This window comes from Nonomuraea sp. NPDC049725, assembly GCF_040674795.1.
In the GTDB taxonomy this organism is placed as follows: domain Bacteria; phylum Actinomycetota; class Actinomycetes; order Streptosporangiales; family Streptosporangiaceae; genus Nonomuraea; species Nonomuraea ceibae.
The window spans coordinates 369,704-387,385 of record NZ_JBFANJ010000003.1 but is presented as its reverse complement, the minus strand read 5'-3'; the positions used below and the strand labels follow the sequence as shown (position 1 = coordinate 387,385).

Sequence of the window (17,682 nt, the reverse complement as noted above, 5' to 3'; positions counted from 1 at the left end):
TATTCGATGTAATCGCGCAGGGGGGTCGACGGCCGGACGGTCCTCTGTCCGGCCGTCAGACCGGGGCGTACCCGGCGTCAGACCGGGGCGTACCCGGCCGGGCGGCTGGTGAAGGCGCCCCGGCCCTGGGTGCGGCTGCGCAACCGGGTGGCGTACCCGAACAGCTCGGCCAGCGGGACCGTGGCGGTGACGACCGCCGTGCCGCCCCGCGCGGCCGAGCCGGTGACGCGGCCGCGCCGGGCGGCCAGGTCCCCGAGCACGCCGCCGACCGCGTCGTCCGGGACGGTGACCGTGACCTCGGCCACCGGCTCCAGCAGCACCATCGCGCAGGCGCGCAGCGCCTGCCTGAGCGCCAGCGCCCCGGCGGTGCGGAAGGCCGCCTCGGAGGAGTCCTTCACGTGCGTCGCCCCGTCGGTGAGCGTGACGCGCAGCCCGGTGACCGGGTGCCCGCCGAGCGGCCCGGCGGCGAGGGCGTCGCGGCATCCGGCCTCGACCGCGCGGACGTACTCGCGCGGCACCCGCCCGCCGGTGACGGCGGAGCGGAACGCGAAGCCGGCCGCCGCGTCGAGCGGCTCCACGTCGAGCTGGACGTGTGCGAACTGCCCGGCGCCGCCGTCCTGCTTGACGTGCCGGTACAGCACGCCGGTCACGCCGCGCGCCACCGTCTCGCGGTGGGCGACGCGGGGCCGCCCGGCGGCGACGTCCAGCCCCCGCTCGCGGCGGATCTTCTCCACGGCCACCTCCAGGTGCAGCTCCCCCATGCCGGACAGCACGGTCTGGCCCGTCTCCGGGTCGGCCCGCACCGACAGCGACGGGTCCTCCTCGGCCAGGCGGGCGAGCGCGCCGGCCAGCCGGCCCGCGTCCACGCTCCGCCTGGCCTCGACCGCCATCGAGACGACGGGCTCGGCGGCGGCGGGCGGTTCGAGGACGAGCGGCGCGTCCGGCGCGCACAGCGTGGCGCCGGGCCGGGCCGCCTTCAGCCCGGTGACGGCCACGATGTCGCCGGCCACGGCCCGGTCGACCTCGGCGTGCCGGTCGGCCCGCACGCGCAGGACCCGCCCGGCGCGCTCGGTGCGTCCGGCGCCCGCGTCCAGCACGGCGTCCCCCTTCCGCAGCGTCCCGGCGTACAGGCGCAGGTACGTCAGCCGTCCGCCGCCGGTCGAGTGGACCTTGAACACCAGCGCGGCCAGCGGCTGCGTGGGGTCGGCGGCCCGGCCGGGCACGGCAGGGACGTCCAGCGGCGACGGCAGGTAGGCCACGACGGCGTCGAGCAGCGGCTCGATCCCCCGGTCCCGGTAGGCGGAGCCGCACAGCACGACGACGGCCCGGCGCGCCAGCGTCAGGTCGCGCAGCGCCGCCCGCAGCGTCGCCTCGCCGACCGGCGCCCCCGCGCAGAACTCCTCCAGCACGGCCGGGTGCAGCTCGGCCACGGCCTCCTCCAGCAGCCCGCGCCGCCGCCGCGCCTCCTCCAGCAGCTCCGCAGGGACGGGACGCTCCTCGTACGCACCGTCCCAGACCAGCGCCCGCATGCGCAGCAGGTCCACGACGCCAGTGAAGCCGTCCTCCCGCCCGATGGGCAGCTGGACGGCCAGCGGCGTGACGCGCAGGCGGTCGCGGATCGAGGCGACGGCGGCGTCGAGGTCGGCGCCGGCCCGGTCGAGCTTGTTGACGAAGGCGATGCGGGGCACCCCGTGGTGGTCGGCGCGCCGCCAGACGGCCTCGCTCTGCGGTTCGACGCCCGCGACGCCGTCGAACACGGCGATCGCGCCGTCGAGCACCCGCAGCGAGCGCTCGACCTCGTCGGCGAAGTCGACGTGACCGGGGGTGTCGATGAGGTTGACGCGGTGGCCGTCCCAGGCGCAGGTCACGGCGGCGGCGAAGATGGTGATGCCGCGTTCGCGCTCCTGGGCGTCGTAGTCGGTGACGGTGGTGCCGTCGTGCACCTCGCCGCGCCTGTGGGTGGCGCCGGTGACGTACAGGACGCGTTCGGTGATGGTGGTCTTGCCGGCGTCGACGTGGGCGAGGATGCCCAGGTTGCGGACGAGGCCGAGCTGGTTGGTGTCACGCACGGTCCGTGGCCCTTTCGGGATCTGTCTGGACAGGACAGCGCGATTCGCCCGGAGGCCCCTCGGTCAGGGGGCGGCCGGGGACGTCCGGCGCCGGCCGCGCAGCGGGCGCCGGACGGACGGGGACACCAGGATCACCTCGTACCGTGACAGAAGCCGCGACAGGGGGACGGCGCTGCGGCGCATGGCGGTCCCCCTCACTGGTCTCGGCGGTCGCGCCGACCCTACAGAGATCGGTACGGGACGGGCATCCGATTTGTTTCCTACCACGTGGTAAGTTCGGTTTTCCGGGCACCCGGGTGCCCTGGACAGCAGAAAGGCCGGTCGGTGACCGAACCCACCACACGCCGGATGACCAAGGGCGAGCGCACCCAGGCGCGCATCCTGGACTCCGCCATGGAGCTGTTCTCCCGCTCCGGCTTCCACGCCGTGTCCCTGCGCGACATCGCCGCGCACGCCGGGCTCACGCACGCCGGGCTGCTGCACCACTTCCCGGGCAAGGACGCGCTGCTCATCGAGGTGCTCAAGCGCCGCGAGGTGCTCACCGCCGAGCTCGTGGCGGCCACCGACCCCGGCCTGGACCCGGTGGAGATCATCAGGCGGCACGTCGACCAGCTCGCGGCCAGCATGCGGACGCCGGGACTCGTCGGGCTGTTCGTGAAGCTGTCGGCCGAGGCCACCGACCCCGGGCATCCGGCCCACGCCTACTTCGTCGAGCGCTACCGCCGGCTGCGCAAGGGCGCCGCCTGGGTGCTCGCCGAGCTGTTCGCGCAGGCCACGCCGCCGCTGCCCCACGACCCGGACGTCGTCGCAGGGCAACTCCTCGCCGTGGTCGACGGCCTGCAGACGCAGTGGCTGCTCGACCCCGACCGGGTCGACATGCGCGCCTCGGTCGCCGCCTTCCTCACCGAGCTGGGATTGGACATCAGTTGAAGGATCTGACACTCGCCGAGAAGGCCTCGCTCACCTCCGGGAGCGACACCTGGCACACCACCGCCGTCCGCGACGTCGTACGCGCCCTGACCCTGTCGGACGGGCCGCACGGCCTGCGGCGGCAGGACGAGAGCGCCGGCGACGCGCTCGGCCTGACCAGGAGCGTGCCCGCCACCTGCTTCCCGCCCGCGGTGGGGCTCGGCTCGTCCTGGGACCCGGAGCTGGCGCGGCTGGTCGGCGCGACGATCGCCCGTGAGGCCCGCGCGCAGGGCGTGGACGTGGTGCTGGGGCCCGGCGTGAACATCAAGCGCTCGCCGCTGTGCGGGCGCAACTTCGAGTATTTCTCCGAGGACCCGCGCCTGTCCGGGGTGATGGGCGCGGCCCTGGTCGACGGCATCCAGTCGCTGGGCGTCGGCGCGTGCGTCAAGCACTACGCGGTCAACAACCAGGAGACCGACCGGATGCGGATCAGCGCCGACGTGGACGAGCGGACGCTGCGCGAGATCTACCTGCCCGCCTTCGAGCACATCGTCCGCGAGGCCGCCCCCTACATGGTGATGTGCGCCTACAACAAGGTCAACGGCGTGTACGCGAGCCAGAACCGGTGGCTGCTGACCGAGGTGCTGCGGGAGGAGTGGGGGTTCGACGGGCTCGTCGTGTCCGACTGGGGCGCGGTGGCCGACCGGGTGGCGGCGCTGGAGGCGGGGCTCGACCTGGAGATGCCGCCGACCGGCACCGACGCGGAGATCGCCGACGCGGTCCGCGACGGCAGGCTGCCCGAGGAGGTGCTGGACCGGGCAGTCGGGCGGCTGCTGCGGCTGGCCTCGCGGGTGCCCGCCGCGCCGGCCACGACCGGCTGGGACGCCGACGCGCACCACGAGGTCGCCCGGCAGGCGGCCCGCGCCTCCGCCGTGCTGCTGAAGAACGACGGCGACGTGCTGCCCATCGCCCCCGGCCGCAAGGTGGCCGTGCTCGGCGAGCTCGCCCGCACCCCGCGCTACCAGGGGCACGGCAGCTCGCACGTGGTGCCGACCCGGCTCGACTCGGCCTGGGAGTCGCTGGCGGCGGCGCTGGACGGCGCGGTGTTCGCGGCCGGCTACCGGCTCGACGGGCAGGCCGATCCCGAGCTGGAGCGGGAGGCGGTGGAGGCGGCGGCCGGGGCCGACGTGGCCGTGCTGTTCCTCGGGCTGCCCGACTCGGCCGAGTCCGAGGGCTTCGACCGTACCGGCATCGACCTGCCCGGCGACCAGACGGCGCTGCTGCGCCGGGTGGCCGGGACGGGCGTGGACGTGGTCGTGGTGCTGTCCAACGGCGGCGTCGTGTCGGTGTCCGGCTGGCAGGACGCGGCCTCGGCGATCCTGGAGGGCTGGCTGCTCGGCCAGGCGGGCGGCTCCGCCCTGTCCGACCTGCTGCTCGGCACGCACAGCCCGTCCGGCCGCCTCACCGAGACGATCCCGCACCGGCTCGCCGACGTGCCCTCCCACCTGCACTTCCCCGGCGGCGACGGGCACGTGGTCTACGGCGAGGGCCGCTACGTCGGCTACCGCCACTACGACACGCTGGACGTGGACGTCGCCTACCCGTTCGGCCACGGCCTGTCCTACACCACGTTCGCCTACTCCGGCCTGGAGGCCCGCGAGACCGGCGCGAACGAGTGGCAGGTCGAGGTGACCGTCACCAACACCGGCAGCCGGTTCGCGCACGAGGTCGTCCAGCTGTACGTGGCCTTCGACGAGGAGCGCCCCACCCGGCCCCGGCACGAGCTGCGCGGCTTCGCCAAGATCGGCCTGGAGCCGGGCGCGAGTGAGCGGGTCTCGTTCATGCTGACCGGCCGCGACCTGGCGTGGTGGTCGGCGTCGCGGGGCGGCTGGCGGATCGACCCGGGCGCGTTCACCGTCGAGGTGGGCGCCTCCTCGCGCGACATCCGGCAGCGGCTGGAGCTGAGCACGCCGGGCGACGGCTGGGCGCCGCCGCTGACCGCGATGTCGACGCTCGGCGAGTGGCTGGACCATCCCGTGGGGAGCCGGGTGCTGAAGGAGGCGTTCGGCGGGTCCGCGCTCGACCGGTTCAGCCCGGCGCTCATGGGGCTGGCCAGGGGGATTCCGCTGGCCAAGTTCCGGACGTTCGGCATCGGGCTGTCGCCTGAGGTGGTCGACCGGCTCGTCGCCGCCGTGGACGGGTGACGTTTCCGGGCGTTTACCGGATATGTCGGGGGCTGGGGGTCATGGCCGGTGATTTCGATAGCCTTGCCTGATTCCACTCCCCCGACGGAAGGACGGGCACGTGCTCGACGATGCCGGCCTCCAGGCGCTCCGCGAGGCGGCGCGCCTGTCTCCGGACAATCTCCCCCTGCGGCGGCACCTCGCCGACCAGCTCCTGGCCAAGGGCTACCTGGCCGAGGCGGAGGCCGAGTTCCGGGCCGCGCTCGTGCTCGCGCCCAAGGACGCAGACGTCTCGGCGGGGCTGGCGGAGGCGTTCGTCCGGCAGAGCTCCTACGGTGAGGCGCTGGCGGCGCTGGAGCCGTTCCTGGGCGAGCCCGGCTGCCCGCCCCGGCTCGGTGTGCTCGCCGCGCGGGCGCTGCTGGGCGAGGGTGAGGTCGCGGCGGCGGCGCACCGCTACCACGACGCGGTCACCCAAGACCCGTCGCTCGCCGATCCCGCCCTCGCCGCCCGCCTCGCCGCCCCGCCCCAGGCCCTGGGAGGACCGGCGCCCTACGGACCGGGCGCGAACGGACCGTACGGCGGCGCCCCCTCGGGCCCCGCACCCTACGGCGGTGCGCCGTCGGGGCCGGTGTACGGGGGCGGGGCTTACGATGCGCCGTCGCCCGCCACGCCGGCGGCGGAGACGAGCGCCGAGGTGGAGCGGTCCCGGTTCACGTTCGCGGACGTGGCGGGCATGGAGGCCGTGAAGGAGGCGCTGAAGGTCAAGCTGCTGCTGCCGATCCAGCAGCCGGAGCTGTTCGCCGCGTTCGGCAAGCGGGCGGGCGGCGGCGTGCTGCTGTACGGGCCGCCGGGCGCGGGCAAGACGCACCTGGCCAGGGCGGCGGCGGGCGAGCTCGGCGCGTCGTTCGTGAACGTCGGCCTGGCCGACATCCTCGACATGTACATCGGCTCCAGCGAGCGCAACCTGCGGGCCACGTTCGACCTGGCGCGGCGCAACCGGCCGTGCGTGCTGTTCTTCGACGAGGTGGACGCCTTGGCGGCGCGCCGCTCCGACATGCGGCAGGCGCACAACCGGCAGATCGTCAACCAGTTCCTGGCCGAGCTCGACGGCGTGGACCAGGACGCCAACGAGGGCGTCCTGGTGCTGGCGGCGACGAACGCGCCCTGGTACATCGACGTGGCGTTCCGCCGCCCTGGCCGGTTCGACCAGCTCGTGTTCGTGCCGCCGCCGGACGCCTCCGCGCGGGCGGCGATCCTGCGCATCCTGTGCCGGGACAAGCCGATCGCGGAGATGGACTACGACGCGGTGGCGCGGGTGACCGAGCACTTCGTCGGCGCCGATCTGAAGGGCGTGGTCGACCGGGCCGTGGAGGCGAAGCTGCAGCAGTCGATCAGCGCGGGCCGGGCGATCCCGCTGGCGACGCCCGACCTGCTGGCGGCGGCGAAGAGCGTGCGGCCCACGTCGGTGCGGGAGTGGATGGCGACGGCGCGCAACTACGTGCTGCACGCCAACGACTCGGGGGCATGGGACGAGCTGATGCCGTGGATCAAGGCCAAATGGTGAGAGCCAGACGGTGAAAGCGCGATGGTGAAGAAAGCGCGATGGTGAAAGCCAGATGGTGAAGGCCGCCGGCCCGGTGCAGCGGGCGCGGGCGCTGCTGGAGCTGCGCCGGCCCGCCGACGCCGAGCGGGAGCTGCGCGGCCTGCTGGCCGAGGAGCCGGAGCACGCGGTCGGGCACGCGCTGCTGGCGCTGGCGCTGGCCGAGCAGCGCCGGCCGGGCGAGGCCGTGGCGGAGGCGCACGAGGCGGTGCGGCTGGCGCCCGACTCGTGGTTCCCGCACTACGTCGCGGGCCAGGTGCACAACCGGGCGCGGCAGCCCGACCAGGCGATCGCCGCCGGGCGGGCCGCGCTCGCGCTGTCGCCGGAGTGGCCGCCGATCTGGGAGCTGCTGGCCCGCGCGCACGTGCTGAAGGGCGAGTGGCCGCTGGTGGCGGGCGCGGCGGAACGCGGGCTGGCGCTCGACCCGGAGTCGGCGGACCTGATGAGCCTGCTGTCGCTGGCGCAGACGGCGCTCGGGCAGACGCGGGCGGCCACGGAGACGGCGGGGCGGGCCGTCGGGCTCGCGCCGGAGAGCGCCACGGCGCACCTGGTGTACGGGCGGGCGGCGCTGGCGTCCGGTGACGCGCGCGTGGCCGCCGGCGCGTTCCGCGAGGTGCTGCGGCTCGACCCGGGCTACGGGCAGGCCAGGGACCTGCTGGTGACCGCGCTGAAGGAGCGCAACCCGCTCCACCGGTGGCTGTCGCGGGTGCGGCGCAGGTTCCTGGGCGGCTGGTGGCTGGTGTTCCTGCTGCCGGCGCTGCCCCCGGTCATCGCGGTGTTCGTGCTCATCGCGCTGCTGCACTGGGCGGCGTGGGTGACGGAGGCGGTCACCGTGCTGCGGCTGGCCCGCGCGAAGGCGACCGGGCTGCTGTTCGACGGCGGCGAGTCGCGGGTGGCGCTGGCCTGCTGCGGCCTGCTCGTGGCGGGCGCGGCGACGCTGATGGCGGGCGTCGTGCTCGGCAGCGACGTCCTCGGCACGGCGGGGGCCGCCGTCATGGCGCTGGTCACCGCCGTGCAGGAGGCCGCGCACACCGGCTCGCCGCGCGGCCGGGCCGTCCTGTACGGGTGGGCGGCCCTGCTGGGCCTGGCGGTGGTGGCGTCGCTGGTGTCGGGGGTGTGGCCGATCGCGCTGCTGACCGTGTACGCGGCCCTGGCCACGATCTGGGTCGCGGCAGGCGTACGACGGGTCTTTGGGCCTCTTGGAGATGCCCGCACTTATTGAGAATCTGGGAGGCGGGACCCCGGAGGAGGCGATCGATGAGCGGATCCGCAGGCCGCCATGAGATCCGGCGGATCCGGCTCGAAGGAGGCAACGACGGGGGCGCGATCCGGATCGGCGCGACCGTCAGGCGGGCGGCGCGGGCGTGGACGCCCGCCGTGCACGAGCTGCTGCGCCACCTGGAGCGCAAGGGCTTCGCCGGGGCGCCGCGGGCACTGGGTTACGACGAGCAGGGCCGGGAGGTGCTCACGTTCCTGGAGGGCGAGACGCTCGGCAACCGGCTGGTGTGGCCGGAGTGGACGCGGACGGAGGAGGCGCTGCGCCAGGTGGCCCGCTGGCTGCGGGACTACCACGCGGCCGTGGCCGACTTCACGCCGCCGCCCGACGCCCGCTGGCGGGTGGGCGGGCAGTGGTCGCCGGGGCAGATCATCGGGCACAACGACGCCAGCCCGTTCAACGCCGCCTGGCACGAGGGGCGGCTGTCGGGCTTCTTCGACTGGGACTTCGCCGGGCCGGTGGACGCCGAGTCCGACCTGGCGTGGACGGCGCTGAGCTGGGTGCCGCTGCACGCGCGCCGGGTGGCGGAGCTGGAGGGGTTCCGGGCGTTCGACAGGCGGGCCGAGCGGCTGCGGATTTTCCTGGACGCGTACGGCTGGCACGGCGACCCGGCGGTGATCGTCCGCGAGATCCAGGCGCGGATGAGCGCGCGGGCCCGCGACATCCGCGCGGGCGCGGTCGGCGGCGACCCGCTGTATGCCAAGCTGCTGCGGCAGGGGCGGGCCGAGGACATGGACCGCGCGGTGCTGGAGCTGGAGGACTTCGCCTGGTGAACGGGGAGGGGCCCGGCGCGAGGCTGCGCTTCGGGGCCGGCGCCGAGGGGATCGAGCGGATGGCGGCGTCGCTGGTCGGCGAGGCGTTCGCGCCGCACCGGCACGACCGCTACGCGATCGGGATCACGCTGCGGGGCGTGCAGACGTTCCGCTACCGGGGCGAGGCGCGGCACTGCCTGCCGGGCGAGTGGCACATCCTGCACCCGGACGAGCTGCACGACGGCGCGCCGGGCACCGAGGAGGGGTTCGGCTACCGGATCTTCTACGTGGATCCGGCGCTGGTGGGCGAGGCGCTGGGCGGCGGGCCGCTGCCGTTCGTGCCGGACCCGGTGGTGCGGCGGATGCCGCCCGCGCTGGCCGCGTGCCTGCGGCGGCTGGACGAGCCGCTCGGCGAGCTCGAACGGGTGGAGGTCGCGCTGGCGATCGCCCGCTCACTGGCGGCGCACGCGGGAGCGCGCCAGGCCGGGCGGGGCGCCGGGCGCGCGGCCGCGGCGGTGGAGGCGCTGGCCCGGGTGCGTGACCTGATCGCGGCCGACCCGGCGGCGCGGCATCCGGTGGCGGTGTTCGAGCGGGTGTCGGGGCTGGACCGGTGGACGATCGCCCGGCAGTTCCGGGCCGTGTTCGGCACCAGCCCGACCCGGTTCCGCACGATGCGGCAGCTCGACGTGGCGCGGCGGGCGTTGCGCGCCGGGCTGCCGCCCGCCGTCGCCGCGCAGGCGGCCGGGTTCGCCGACCAGAGCCATCTGACGCGCAGGTTCAAGGGCGCGTACGGCCTCACGCCCGCGCGCTGGCAGGCCGCCTGCGGTTCAGCCGGTCCTGGCCTCGATCGCCCGGATGACGGCGGCCATGTCGAGGCCGCCGTGCCCGAGCGCGAGCGTCTCGGCGAACAGCTCGTGGCAGGCGTCGAGGAGCGGTGAGGCGAGCCCGGCGGCGCGGGCGGCTTCGGCGATGAGCCGGTTGTTCTTGAGCACGTCGGCGACCGCCGCCTGCGGGGACAGCTCGCCCTCGACGAGCTTGGCGGCCTTGCCGCGCGACACGGCGCTGGCCATCGGGCCGGTGGCCAGCACCTCCTGGAAGCGGCGCAGGTCGAGCCCGTGCCCGGCGGCGAAGTGCGTCGCCTCGGCGAGCCCGGTGACCATCGTGATGAGGAACAGGTTGACCGCCAGCTTCATCAGCAGCGCCGACGGCGCCGGGCCGCAGACGACGCTCTTGTGGCACATCGGCCGCAGCAGCGGGCGCACGTCGGCGACGGCGGCGGGGTCCCCGGCGAGCATGGCGACGAGGCGTCCCTCCTCGGCGGGGCCGCGCGAGCCGGAGACGGGCGCCTCCACGTACCGGCCTCCGGCGGCGCGCACGTCGGCGTCCAGCCCGGCGGAGTGGGCGGGCGAGGTCGTGCCCATGTGCACCACGGTGCGCCCGGCGACGCGGGCGGCGAACTCCGGCGTGCCCCGGCGCAGCACGTCGTCGACGGCGGCCTCGTCGGCGAGCATGAGGAGGACCGTGCCGGCGCGGCCGAACACCTCGGCGGCGCTCGCCGCCACGTCGGCGCCGGCCGCGCGAAGGGCCTCGGCGCGGGCGGGGGTGCGGTTCCAGACGACGAGGCCGCCCGCGCGGGCCAGGTTGACCGCCATGGGCCCGCCCATGAGGCCCAGGCCGATGAAGCCGATGTCCATCCCCTCGTTGTAGCCACAGCGGGCGGGCGGGGTCTTGAACGGTTGTGCTCAGGGGACGGGCGGGGTCTTGGACGGTTGTGCTCAGGGCGCGGGCGGCGGGAGCGTGAAGCGGGCGTGGACGCGCGCCTGGGCCGCGTGCCCGCGCAGCAGGACGATGCCGAGCGGGCGGCCGTTCGGGTTGCCGTCGGCGTCCCAGGCGCCGCGCAGCACCCCGGCATGCGCCCGCAGCCGGCGCACGTCGCGCAGCCAGGCGGTAGACTGCGGCGGCCCGGTCGCGGCCGGCTTCGGCAACGTGAACATCACGAGATCTCCTCGCCATGTTGGCATCGGGATGCTCAACAGCGAGGGCAGCAGTCTGTCGGGCATCGCGATGGAAATCGCGGCAAGCGGGCGGAAGGTCGGCAAGGTGAGCGGCACCATCGCGGCGGACCAGATGTTCTCGGCCGAGGCAGCACCCGGTCGCGCAACGCCACCCACAGCACGCCGGGCCTCCAGCGGGCCCACGGGTTCTGGCTGATCACCGCATCAGGCGCAATCACCGGCACCTACCAGTTCGAAGTGAAGGCCGGCGCTTCCCGGCTGCTGCACAGGGTGAACGCCTCGGCCCAGCTGGCGGGACCGCGAATCCTGGTCACCAACGTCGCCGTACTACCTTGACCGCAGGCAACCTGTCGGTGCGCTTCCTCCCCGACCAGGTCCTGTTCCAGGACGGCCGCCACGTCGCCGACCTCGCCTACCAGCGCCTCCACATCGGCGTGGAGGACGACCGCTTCATCGAAGCAGGCCCGGTGCCTCGCGAGGGCACGATCCTGGACTTTACCTGACGCTACGTCAACGTCAGAGGCGGTCCCGACCGCCGGTTCGAGCACAACCTCCGTCTGCCCATCCTGCTTTACGGCAGGCTCATTCTCCACAAACCACAGCGGTCTCAACCTCGTCTGGGATGCCTCTCAGGTCCCGCTCGTCCACGCTGTGGCGAACGCACTCCGCCAATCCATCGCCAGCCGCTCACCTGTGATCCACCCCTGAGGTGGTCCACCCACCCTCCGCCCGCGGGGCCAGCGGGCGGCTGCCTTCGCACTCCATTGATGCCATCGTGGAGGAGCTCGGTCGTCTGCGTGAGCTGCCGTACCCTGAACCCGGGCGGCAGCCGTAGCCCGAATGGGCCGACATTGATGCGGCCACGTCCCACTCCGACGACCACTGCCGACCCGAGCACCCCGTCAATCCTTATCGCGATGCTGGAGCCCGTGCAGGTACCCGGCTACCCGAAGTTACGATGACGGCCGCGGGTGCCCATGAAAGTGTTGGCACGGAAAAGTGCTGTCGCCGTATTTCGCGAGAGCACCGCAGACCTAATGTTCGGCCCTGGGAAGTTAGGTTACGCAGCGTCGTGGGTCAGTCATTCGACTTCTCGACGGTGACGACCTGGCTGGCCTCCGCCGGTCCGGTACGGTCATCGCCGGCCCATCGCACGGTGTAGGTGTACTCGCCTGCCTCCGGCATGTCAGCGAAACGATATGTTCCGTTGCTGCTGATCCACACCGCCCACTCGACAGTGTCGCCACCATCGGCGTTGAGACTGCGCTGAATGGTGATCGGGACACGGCTCGGCGGAGTGGTGCCATCGGCCTGCGACGTGCCCCTGAAGACCAGCGTCGTGCCGGCGACCGCGCTCGTCGGCCCCGTGAGCGTGAGCCCGACCTTGTATCTGACGGCCGTGGTGACCGAGGCCTTGCTCCAGCGGTGCTCACTGTTGCCGTTCCAGAGCACGGTGTAGGCGAACGGCCCTCCGGTTGAGGGGGTGTCGGTGATGGTGAAGGTTCCATCCGCAGCGGTGGTCGCGCCGGGCAGCGTTGCGGTGGTGCCGTCGGGAGCTGTGCGGGTCACGGTGAGAGACTGCACACCTGGGGCCGTTTCTTCGGTGAAGCTCAGTCGCCCAGTCAGGGTAAGCGGTTGCTGAGCTATCCCGCCGGGCTGCGCCGTCAACGTCAGCGTGCTTGCCGGCAAAGTCACGTCGTGGAGTCGCCACAGGTAAAGCTGGTCGGTGTCCGACTTCACCAGGCTGTAGACGTCCCGGCCGACGTACGCGGCGCTCCCGCTCACCACTTCGCCTTGCGGAGGGTTCGTGGCGTAGAGCGTGGTTCCCGAGGCTTTGTCGTACACCGTCATCCCAACGCCCCACGCGCGTGCCCCCGCGATGAAGGCGCCGTCCGGGCTGACGGCGACGGTGCGCGGCCAGCCCTCGGCCTCGGGCCCCTTCTCGTAGGCGCGCACCTTCGCCAAGGTGGTGGCGTCCCACACGGTGAAGGCGTCCGGGAGCCTGAAGGCCGAGATGATGTGCGAGCCGTCCGGGGTGACCGCGATGTCTTCCAGACCTTGGTTGCTGTAGGCGTGTCCGTCGATCTCGCCGCGCAAGACGGGAGCGGCACCGCTCACGTCGTAGACGAACAGGTCGGTCGGGCTGCCCGTGAACTCGCCGACCACCAGCGTGTCCCCAGCTGCCGCGAGGTACGGGGACGACTTGAGCAGGGAGGTGTCGGCCACTACCGGCTGGGACGTCGGTGCGGATAGATCGAAGCCGAGGACGCCCGTGGCGTCGCAGCCGTAGCCGATCCACAACCGTTCACCAGTGAGTGCCAGGCTGAAGGGGCATCCATAGACGGCGAGGTCGATGCGCCGGGTGATCTCCCGCGTGGCGGTGTCAATCTCGGCCACCTCCTTGGTGTCCTGCAGCGCCGCGTACACGCGGGTACCGTCGGCCGTCATGGCCAAGCCGGAAGCGCCGGACACTCCAGTGATGACCCCCTGGATTTCGCCAGTGGCGTCGGCGACGACGATGCGATCGCCAATGGATACGACGACCTTGTCGCCTCCGGCCACCAGGTCACTGCCATGGGCGAAGGCGCCGAGGTCGGTCATGGAGTCCTCGGCGGACGCCGTGGGCGCCAGGGTAACGAGGAGACCGGCGCTCAGGGCCAGAACACCAGCGAGCGCGGCTGGCCATGATGCGGTGGACCTGCGACATATCGCGGGTAAGAGGCGCACGTGGATCTCCGCTCACGAGGGATGAAAAAGACGAAACGCCTTCGATCAAGCCAGACGGTGACATCTCGGGTCAAGATCGACGGTCAGTAGTCACCCATGATCACCGACGCGGGTTCGGTCACCTATGGTGATCACAGCAGGTCGAGAGCCTGGTAAGTGGCATCAAATCGTGACCATGGTGGATGAAACCCCCGCAGGGAGGCACTTCGACAGCGTGGTGCGCCGGGTGAGTGAGAGCCTCCTCAACGCCGCATCATGTGGCCTTCACCATCGAAGAGGCGGCCAGCAGCCGGCGGGCTGTGCAGCCGGCGAGTGGAAGCACGGTTCACACCTTGACCCCCAGAACAGCGCCACGCGTGGTGATACTCACCCGGCTCGCGACATTTACCGGGTAGATGGTGCATCGTGCATCAGCACGCCACAGAGGAGACGGAGCGTGAGCGATGAGGCCGGCTTCACCCGTATGTTCCATGAACACTACGAGGCGGTGCTGCGGTATGCCTGGCGACGGGTGGGTCCTGTGGAGGCCGCGGACATAGCAGCAGAGACGTTCAAGGTGGCCTGGGAGAAGTACCACCGTTTCCCGTCCGGCCAACCCTTGCCCTGGCTGTACGCGACCGCCCGGAACCTCATCTCGAACGCGATCCGACGGGACAACCGGCGAGACGGTCTCCTCTGGGACGGGTCCCTGATGCTCTCCGACGTCGAAGACGACCATGCCGCCGGTGTTGCCGCACGACAGGAAGCGCTGACCGCGTTACGCAGCTTGAGTGAGGCCGACCGGGAGCTGCTGCTGTTGATGTCATGGGAAGGGCTCGACCTGCGCCAGGCGGCGGCGGTGGTGGGCTGTTCACGGCCGACGGCGGCGATGCGGCTGCACCGCGCCCGTAAACGACTGAGCCACCTGCTCGCCAAGGACGCACCACCCATCGCCGACCGGAAGCCGTCTTTCGAGGGGAACAGCCTGTGACCACCGATCTCGAGCAGCTCACCCGCTTGCTCCGGGCCCACGACCCAGCCCAGCACGTGCAGGCCGGGCCGGGCGATCTCACCGCAACTCTGGACGCCATCCTCGGGGACTCCGCCTCGGCCGCTGCCACGCCACGACGTCGCTGGATCCGGCGCCGGTGGCTCGCCCTCGCTCCCGTGGCGGCCGTTCTGGTGGGCTTGGCGACCGCTCTGCCGGTCCTTCTTCAGCCGCAGGAGGTGGGGCCGTTCGTCGTGGGACCGGCCAAGGCGCTGGCGTTCGCCGAGAACGGCGACTACATCAACGTGCGGATCGTGGACCCCGACGCCGACCCTCGGCGCTTTCGCGAGGACTTCGCCGCTCACGGCCTGAACGTCACCCTGACCATGAAGCCCGCCTCGCCGAGCCTGGTCGGCACGCTCGTTTCGGTGTCCGCTCCCCAGCGGCGAGTGACCTTCCATCCCGACGGGTTCACCATCGACGGCGAACCCGACGACAACCGCATCAAACTGATCGAAGGCGCTGACTGCGGCCGGATGTGGTGCCAGGCCGGCGTGAGCATTCCCGCCGGCCTGCGCAGTCCGTTCGAGCTCGTTTTCGGCCGCCCCGCCCGCCCTGGGGAGAGGTACGAGATCACTGGTGACCCCGTGGCGCGTGGCGAGGTTCTGGAAGGGGCGGAACCCGCCAATCACACGGTGGCCGAGGTCAAGTCCCTGCTACGGGAGCGGGGTGCCATCGTCGAGTCCTACCACCAGGCCCCGCCTGAACCGCTTCCCCGTGACGGCGCCGGATGGGACTTCTCGGCGCACGTCCTGCGACCGGAAAGTGTCCCTGATGACTGGTACGTGCACGAGGTGTTCGGCGGCCACGCGCCGAACACGGTCGGACTTGTCGTCGCCCCTCGACCTACGGCCGATCCACACTGAGCATCGTTGTACGGCTCTCCGCTTCACGGCCGGCCACGCCCTTGCCTCACCATGAGCAAAAGCGCGGGTTGCGTCGAAAGCCGCCAGACGGAGCACACGTCCTCTGAGGTGATCGACCCTTTCCAGCTCCCGCCAGTACCGGGCGCTGCGGGCCGGTTCATGCTTCCGTCAGGCAGCGAGACCGAGTCCGACACTACGGCCCATGTCGATGTCGACCCTGCCCGTACGCGTGGGCGTTGGACCGAACAAGGGCGAAGGACCTCCCTTGTCGGCGTCGATCAGCCGCTTCTGCCAGGCCGGGTCCTTGAGGACGGACTGGTGCAGGTGCAGGCTGAGCAGGGAGACTTCCTGATGCTCCTTGTCACTACCGGCGGCTCGTACGGGCCCGTCATGCGCACTTTCCGGCCAGCCAGCGGCGGTAGTCGGCCGGGTAGTCGGTCAGCACGCCGGCCGGGCCGCGCTTGAGGATCTTCGTCCAGCGGGGGACCTGGGCGCGCCAGCCGGGCGGCGGCTCGTCCCAGGGGACGCCGTCGGTCCAGCGGACGGCCTCGCCCCGCAGCAGGCCGGGGTGCCGCGTGGCGAGCTCGCGCTGGATCCACGGGTCGGCCGAGTAGAGGAGGATGCGCTGGGCGTCCTGTCGTTCGAGGATCGGGCCGGACAGCTCCTGCCAGGCTTCCTCGGAGCGTCGCAGGATGGGTCTGGCCTGGCGTTTGATCTCCAGCAGCGCGATCAGCCCGGCGGCCGCGGCGTGGTCGAGCCAGGAGCCGAGCGTGTGGACGCGCTCGCCCGCGTAGGGGCCGCGCGAGACGCGGCGGGACCGCAGGCCGCCGTCGTCGTCGGCCCACCACAGGTCGGTGATCTCGCGGTTGGGCCCGCTCAGGCCGTTGGTGGTGGTGTTGTGCCACATCACCGCCTGGGTCCCGTCGCGGGTGAGCTGGACGTCGGCCTCCAGGCCGTCGGCGCCCTCGGCGCGCATGTGCTCGATGCCGGTGGGGTGGTTCGGCTGGCGGATCAGGTCCTTGGCGCTGGCTCCGGGGTTCTTCGGGTAGCCGCCGTGCCCGAACACCAGCGGGCAGCCGGGCAGCCGTCCGGCAGCGGCGGGCACGAGCGCGGTCGCGGCGAGCTCGGTCAATGCCACGGCCACCGCCAGCGGGATGGTCACTACGAGGCCCCCTCGTCGTAGGTCCGGCACGACGAGGCTATGGGCGGGGCCGGACCCGATCAAGCATCCGCTCCCGGCCTGTCACCAGGGCCGTCTCTACGGGCCTGGGGGCTCGCCGCCCGCGGGGCGCCGGTGGAGCAGGCCGAACTTGGTCCACATCCGCTCGGCCGTCTCGATGGCGGCGGCCGTGCGCGCCGGGTCGACGGCGGCGAGCTGCGCGACCAGTGCCTGGGCGACGGCCAGCCCGGCGGTCAGCGACGGGAAGAACGCGACCCCCTCCGCCGGGACCATCACGACCTCCTCGGCCGCGTCCGCCAGGGCGGGGCTGGCCGCGTCGGTGAGCGCGAACACCCGGGCGCCGCGCGCGCGGGCCTCGTGCGCGGCCAGGACCGTGCTCTCGTACAGCCGCCAGAAGCTGATGGCGATCAGCACGTCGCCGGGCCCGATCGCCGCGACGGTGTTGGACAGCTCGGAGTCACCCGCCGTGACGGCCGCGACGGGGTAGCCCGCGATGCGGGCGTTGTGCGCGAGCGCCATGCCGACCGCCGCGTAGCTGCCGTCGGCGACGATCACCGTGCGGCGGGCGGCGGCGACGGCCTCGGCGACGGTCCGGATCACGCCCTCGTCCAGGCGGCGGTTGAGCAGGGCGAGGCTGTCGAGGTCGCGCCGGAGCGAGCGGGCGCTGGGCGAGCCCTCGCCGCTGTGCTCGGCGGCGACCTGCGGCGCGCTGAGCGACGAGAGGTAGCGGGCGCGCAGCTCCTGCTGGAGGGCGGGCCATCCGGCGAAGCCGAGCGCCTGCGCGATGCGGGTGACGGTGGCCACGTTGACGCCCGCGAGCGCGGCGAGCTCGGCCGCCGAGCCGAACGACGCCCGGCGCGGCTGCGTGATGAGGATGTCCAGCACCGCCGCGGCCTTGGGGCGCAGCCCGCGTTCCGGCACGCGGTCGCGCAGCCACTCCTCGAAGCTGTCCGTCACGCGCCCCTCCCTCGCCGGGAGACATCGTACATTTTCCAAATATTGCAAGGACCATTGCATCTTGCCCGATTTGCACTATACGTTGCAATAACTCCCCCTCCCTGGCAGGGCCCCGTGCCCT

Annotated in this window: 16 protein-coding genes; 10 read left to right on the top strand and 6 right to left on the bottom strand. The window is 72.8% G+C overall.

Annotation, left to right across the window (positions count from 1 at the left end; translation table 11 throughout):
• Positions 1–77 precede the first annotated feature (77 nt).
• A complete protein-coding gene (gene fusA, locus AB0J53_RS09850) occupies positions 78–2,069 on the bottom strand; it encodes an elongation factor G (RefSeq protein WP_364170599.1) in 1,992 nt (663 codons plus the stop codon).
• 324 nt (positions 2,070–2,393) lie between these two features.
• On the opposite strand from fusA, the gene AB0J53_RS09845 reads away from it, so the two are divergent.
• From AB0J53_RS09845 to AB0J53_RS09820, 6 genes are all read left to right on the top strand, one after another.
• Positions 2,394–2,999, top strand: coding sequence for a TetR/AcrR family transcriptional regulator (locus AB0J53_RS09845; protein ID WP_364170596.1), 606 nt, complete (start codon positions 2,394–2,396; stop codon positions 2,997–2,999).
• Positions 2,996–5,182: a glycoside hydrolase family 3 C-terminal domain-containing protein gene (locus AB0J53_RS09840; protein ID WP_364170593.1), complete on the top strand. Its 2,187-nt coding sequence runs from the start codon at positions 2,996–2,998 to the stop codon at positions 5,180–5,182. Before AB0J53_RS09845 ends, AB0J53_RS09840 begins: the two co-directional genes overlap by 4 nt.
• A 100-nt stretch (positions 5,183–5,282) precedes the next feature.
• Positions 5,283–6,725 (top strand): AAA family ATPase, encoded by a 1,443-nt coding sequence (locus tag AB0J53_RS09835; protein ID WP_364170590.1) that lies wholly within the window; start codon positions 5,283–5,285, stop codon positions 6,723–6,725.
• Positions 6,726–6,777: 52 nt separating this feature from the next.
• The gene (locus AB0J53_RS09830) at positions 6,778–7,983 is read left to right on the top strand and encodes a tetratricopeptide repeat protein (RefSeq protein WP_364170587.1); all 1,206 of its coding nucleotides are present in this window, start codon (positions 6,778–6,780) and stop codon (positions 7,981–7,983) included.
• 35 nt (positions 7,984–8,018) lie between these two features.
• A complete protein-coding gene (locus AB0J53_RS09825) occupies positions 8,019–8,810 on the top strand; it encodes a phosphotransferase (RefSeq protein ID WP_364170583.1) in 792 nt (263 codons plus the stop codon).
• On the top strand, positions 8,807–9,727 hold the full coding sequence (locus AB0J53_RS09820; RefSeq protein WP_364170580.1) for an AraC family transcriptional regulator: 921 nt from the start codon (positions 8,807–8,809) through the stop codon (positions 9,725–9,727). Before AB0J53_RS09825 ends, AB0J53_RS09820 begins: the two co-directional genes overlap by 4 nt.
• On the opposite strand, the gene AB0J53_RS09815 is transcribed toward AB0J53_RS09820, so the two are convergent.
• Both AB0J53_RS09815 and AB0J53_RS09810 read right to left on the bottom strand, forming a co-directional pair.
• Complete coding sequence (locus AB0J53_RS09815) at positions 9,617–10,483, bottom strand: NAD(P)-dependent oxidoreductase (protein WP_364170577.1); 867 nt, start codon at positions 10,481–10,483, stop codon at positions 9,617–9,619. The two genes, AB0J53_RS09820 and AB0J53_RS09815, sit on opposite strands and share 111 nt — an antisense overlap.
• 81 nt (positions 10,484–10,564) lie before the next feature.
• A complete protein-coding gene (locus AB0J53_RS09810; protein ID WP_364170574.1) occupies positions 10,565–10,783 on the bottom strand; it encodes a hypothetical protein in 219 nt (72 codons plus the stop codon).
• On the opposite strand from AB0J53_RS09810, the gene AB0J53_RS09805 reads away from it, so the two are divergent.
• The gene (locus AB0J53_RS09805) at positions 10,776–11,000 is read left to right on the top strand and encodes a hypothetical protein (protein WP_364170571.1); all 225 of its coding nucleotides are present in this window, start codon (positions 10,776–10,778) and stop codon (positions 10,998–11,000) included. The genes AB0J53_RS09810 and AB0J53_RS09805 overlap by 8 nt on opposite strands.
• Before the next feature lie 136 nt (positions 11,001–11,136).
• Positions 11,137–11,307 carry a hypothetical protein gene (locus AB0J53_RS09800; protein WP_364170568.1) on the top strand — a complete coding sequence of 57 codons (171 nt, stop codon included), beginning with the start codon at positions 11,137–11,139 and terminating at the stop codon, positions 11,305–11,307.
• Positions 11,308–11,881: 574 nt separating this feature from the next.
• Here the strand turns inward: AB0J53_RS09800 and AB0J53_RS09795 are convergent.
• Positions 11,882–13,405: a hypothetical protein gene (locus AB0J53_RS09795; protein WP_364170564.1), complete on the bottom strand. Its 1,524-nt coding sequence runs from the start codon at positions 13,403–13,405 to the stop codon at positions 11,882–11,884.
• Between the two features lie 562 nt (positions 13,406–13,967).
• On the opposite strand from AB0J53_RS09795, the gene AB0J53_RS09790 reads away from it, so the two are divergent.
• The gene (locus AB0J53_RS09790) at positions 13,968–14,501 is read left to right on the top strand and encodes a sigma-70 family RNA polymerase sigma factor (RefSeq protein WP_364170561.1); all 534 of its coding nucleotides are present in this window, start codon (positions 13,968–13,970) and stop codon (positions 14,499–14,501) included.
• Complete coding sequence (locus AB0J53_RS09785; RefSeq protein ID WP_364170558.1) at positions 14,498–15,424, top strand: hypothetical protein; 927 nt, start codon at positions 14,498–14,500, stop codon at positions 15,422–15,424. The genes AB0J53_RS09790 and AB0J53_RS09785 overlap by 4 nt, the downstream gene beginning before the upstream one ends.
• 388 nt (positions 15,425–15,812) lie before the next feature.
• Here AB0J53_RS09785 and AB0J53_RS09780 read toward each other — a convergent pair whose 3' ends face one another.
• Positions 15,813–16,586 carry a glycerophosphodiester phosphodiesterase family protein gene (locus AB0J53_RS09780; RefSeq protein WP_364170555.1) on the bottom strand — a complete coding sequence of 258 codons (774 nt, stop codon included), beginning with the start codon at positions 16,584–16,586 and terminating at the stop codon, positions 15,813–15,815.
• Positions 16,587–16,682: 96 nt separating this feature from the next.
• Complete coding sequence (locus tag AB0J53_RS09775) at positions 16,683–17,561, bottom strand: MurR/RpiR family transcriptional regulator (protein ID WP_364170552.1); 879 nt, start codon at positions 17,559–17,561, stop codon at positions 16,683–16,685.
• Positions 17,562–17,682 lie beyond the last annotated feature (121 nt).

Excerpts from the sequence above, each read along its gene's own strand:
- AB0J53_RS09830 (WP_364170587.1), top strand. The coding sequence starts at position 6,778 with ATGGTGAAGGCCGCCGGCCCGGTGCAGCGGGCGCGGGCGCTGCTGGAG.
- AB0J53_RS09825 (WP_364170583.1), top strand. The coding sequence starts at position 8,019 with ATGAGCGGATCCGCAGGCCGCCATGAGATCCGGCGGATCCGGCTCGAA.
- AB0J53_RS09815 (WP_364170577.1), bottom strand. The coding sequence starts at position 10,483 with ATGGACATCGGCTTCATCGGCCTGGGCCTCATGGGCGGGCCCATGGCG.
- AB0J53_RS09810 (WP_364170574.1), bottom strand. The coding sequence starts at position 10,783 with ATGTTCACGTTGCCGAAGCCGGCCGCGACCGGGCCGCCGCAGTCTACC.
- AB0J53_RS09795 (WP_364170564.1), bottom strand. The coding sequence starts at position 13,405 with ATGACCGACCTCGGCGCCTTCGCCCATGGCAGTGACCTGGTGGCCGGA.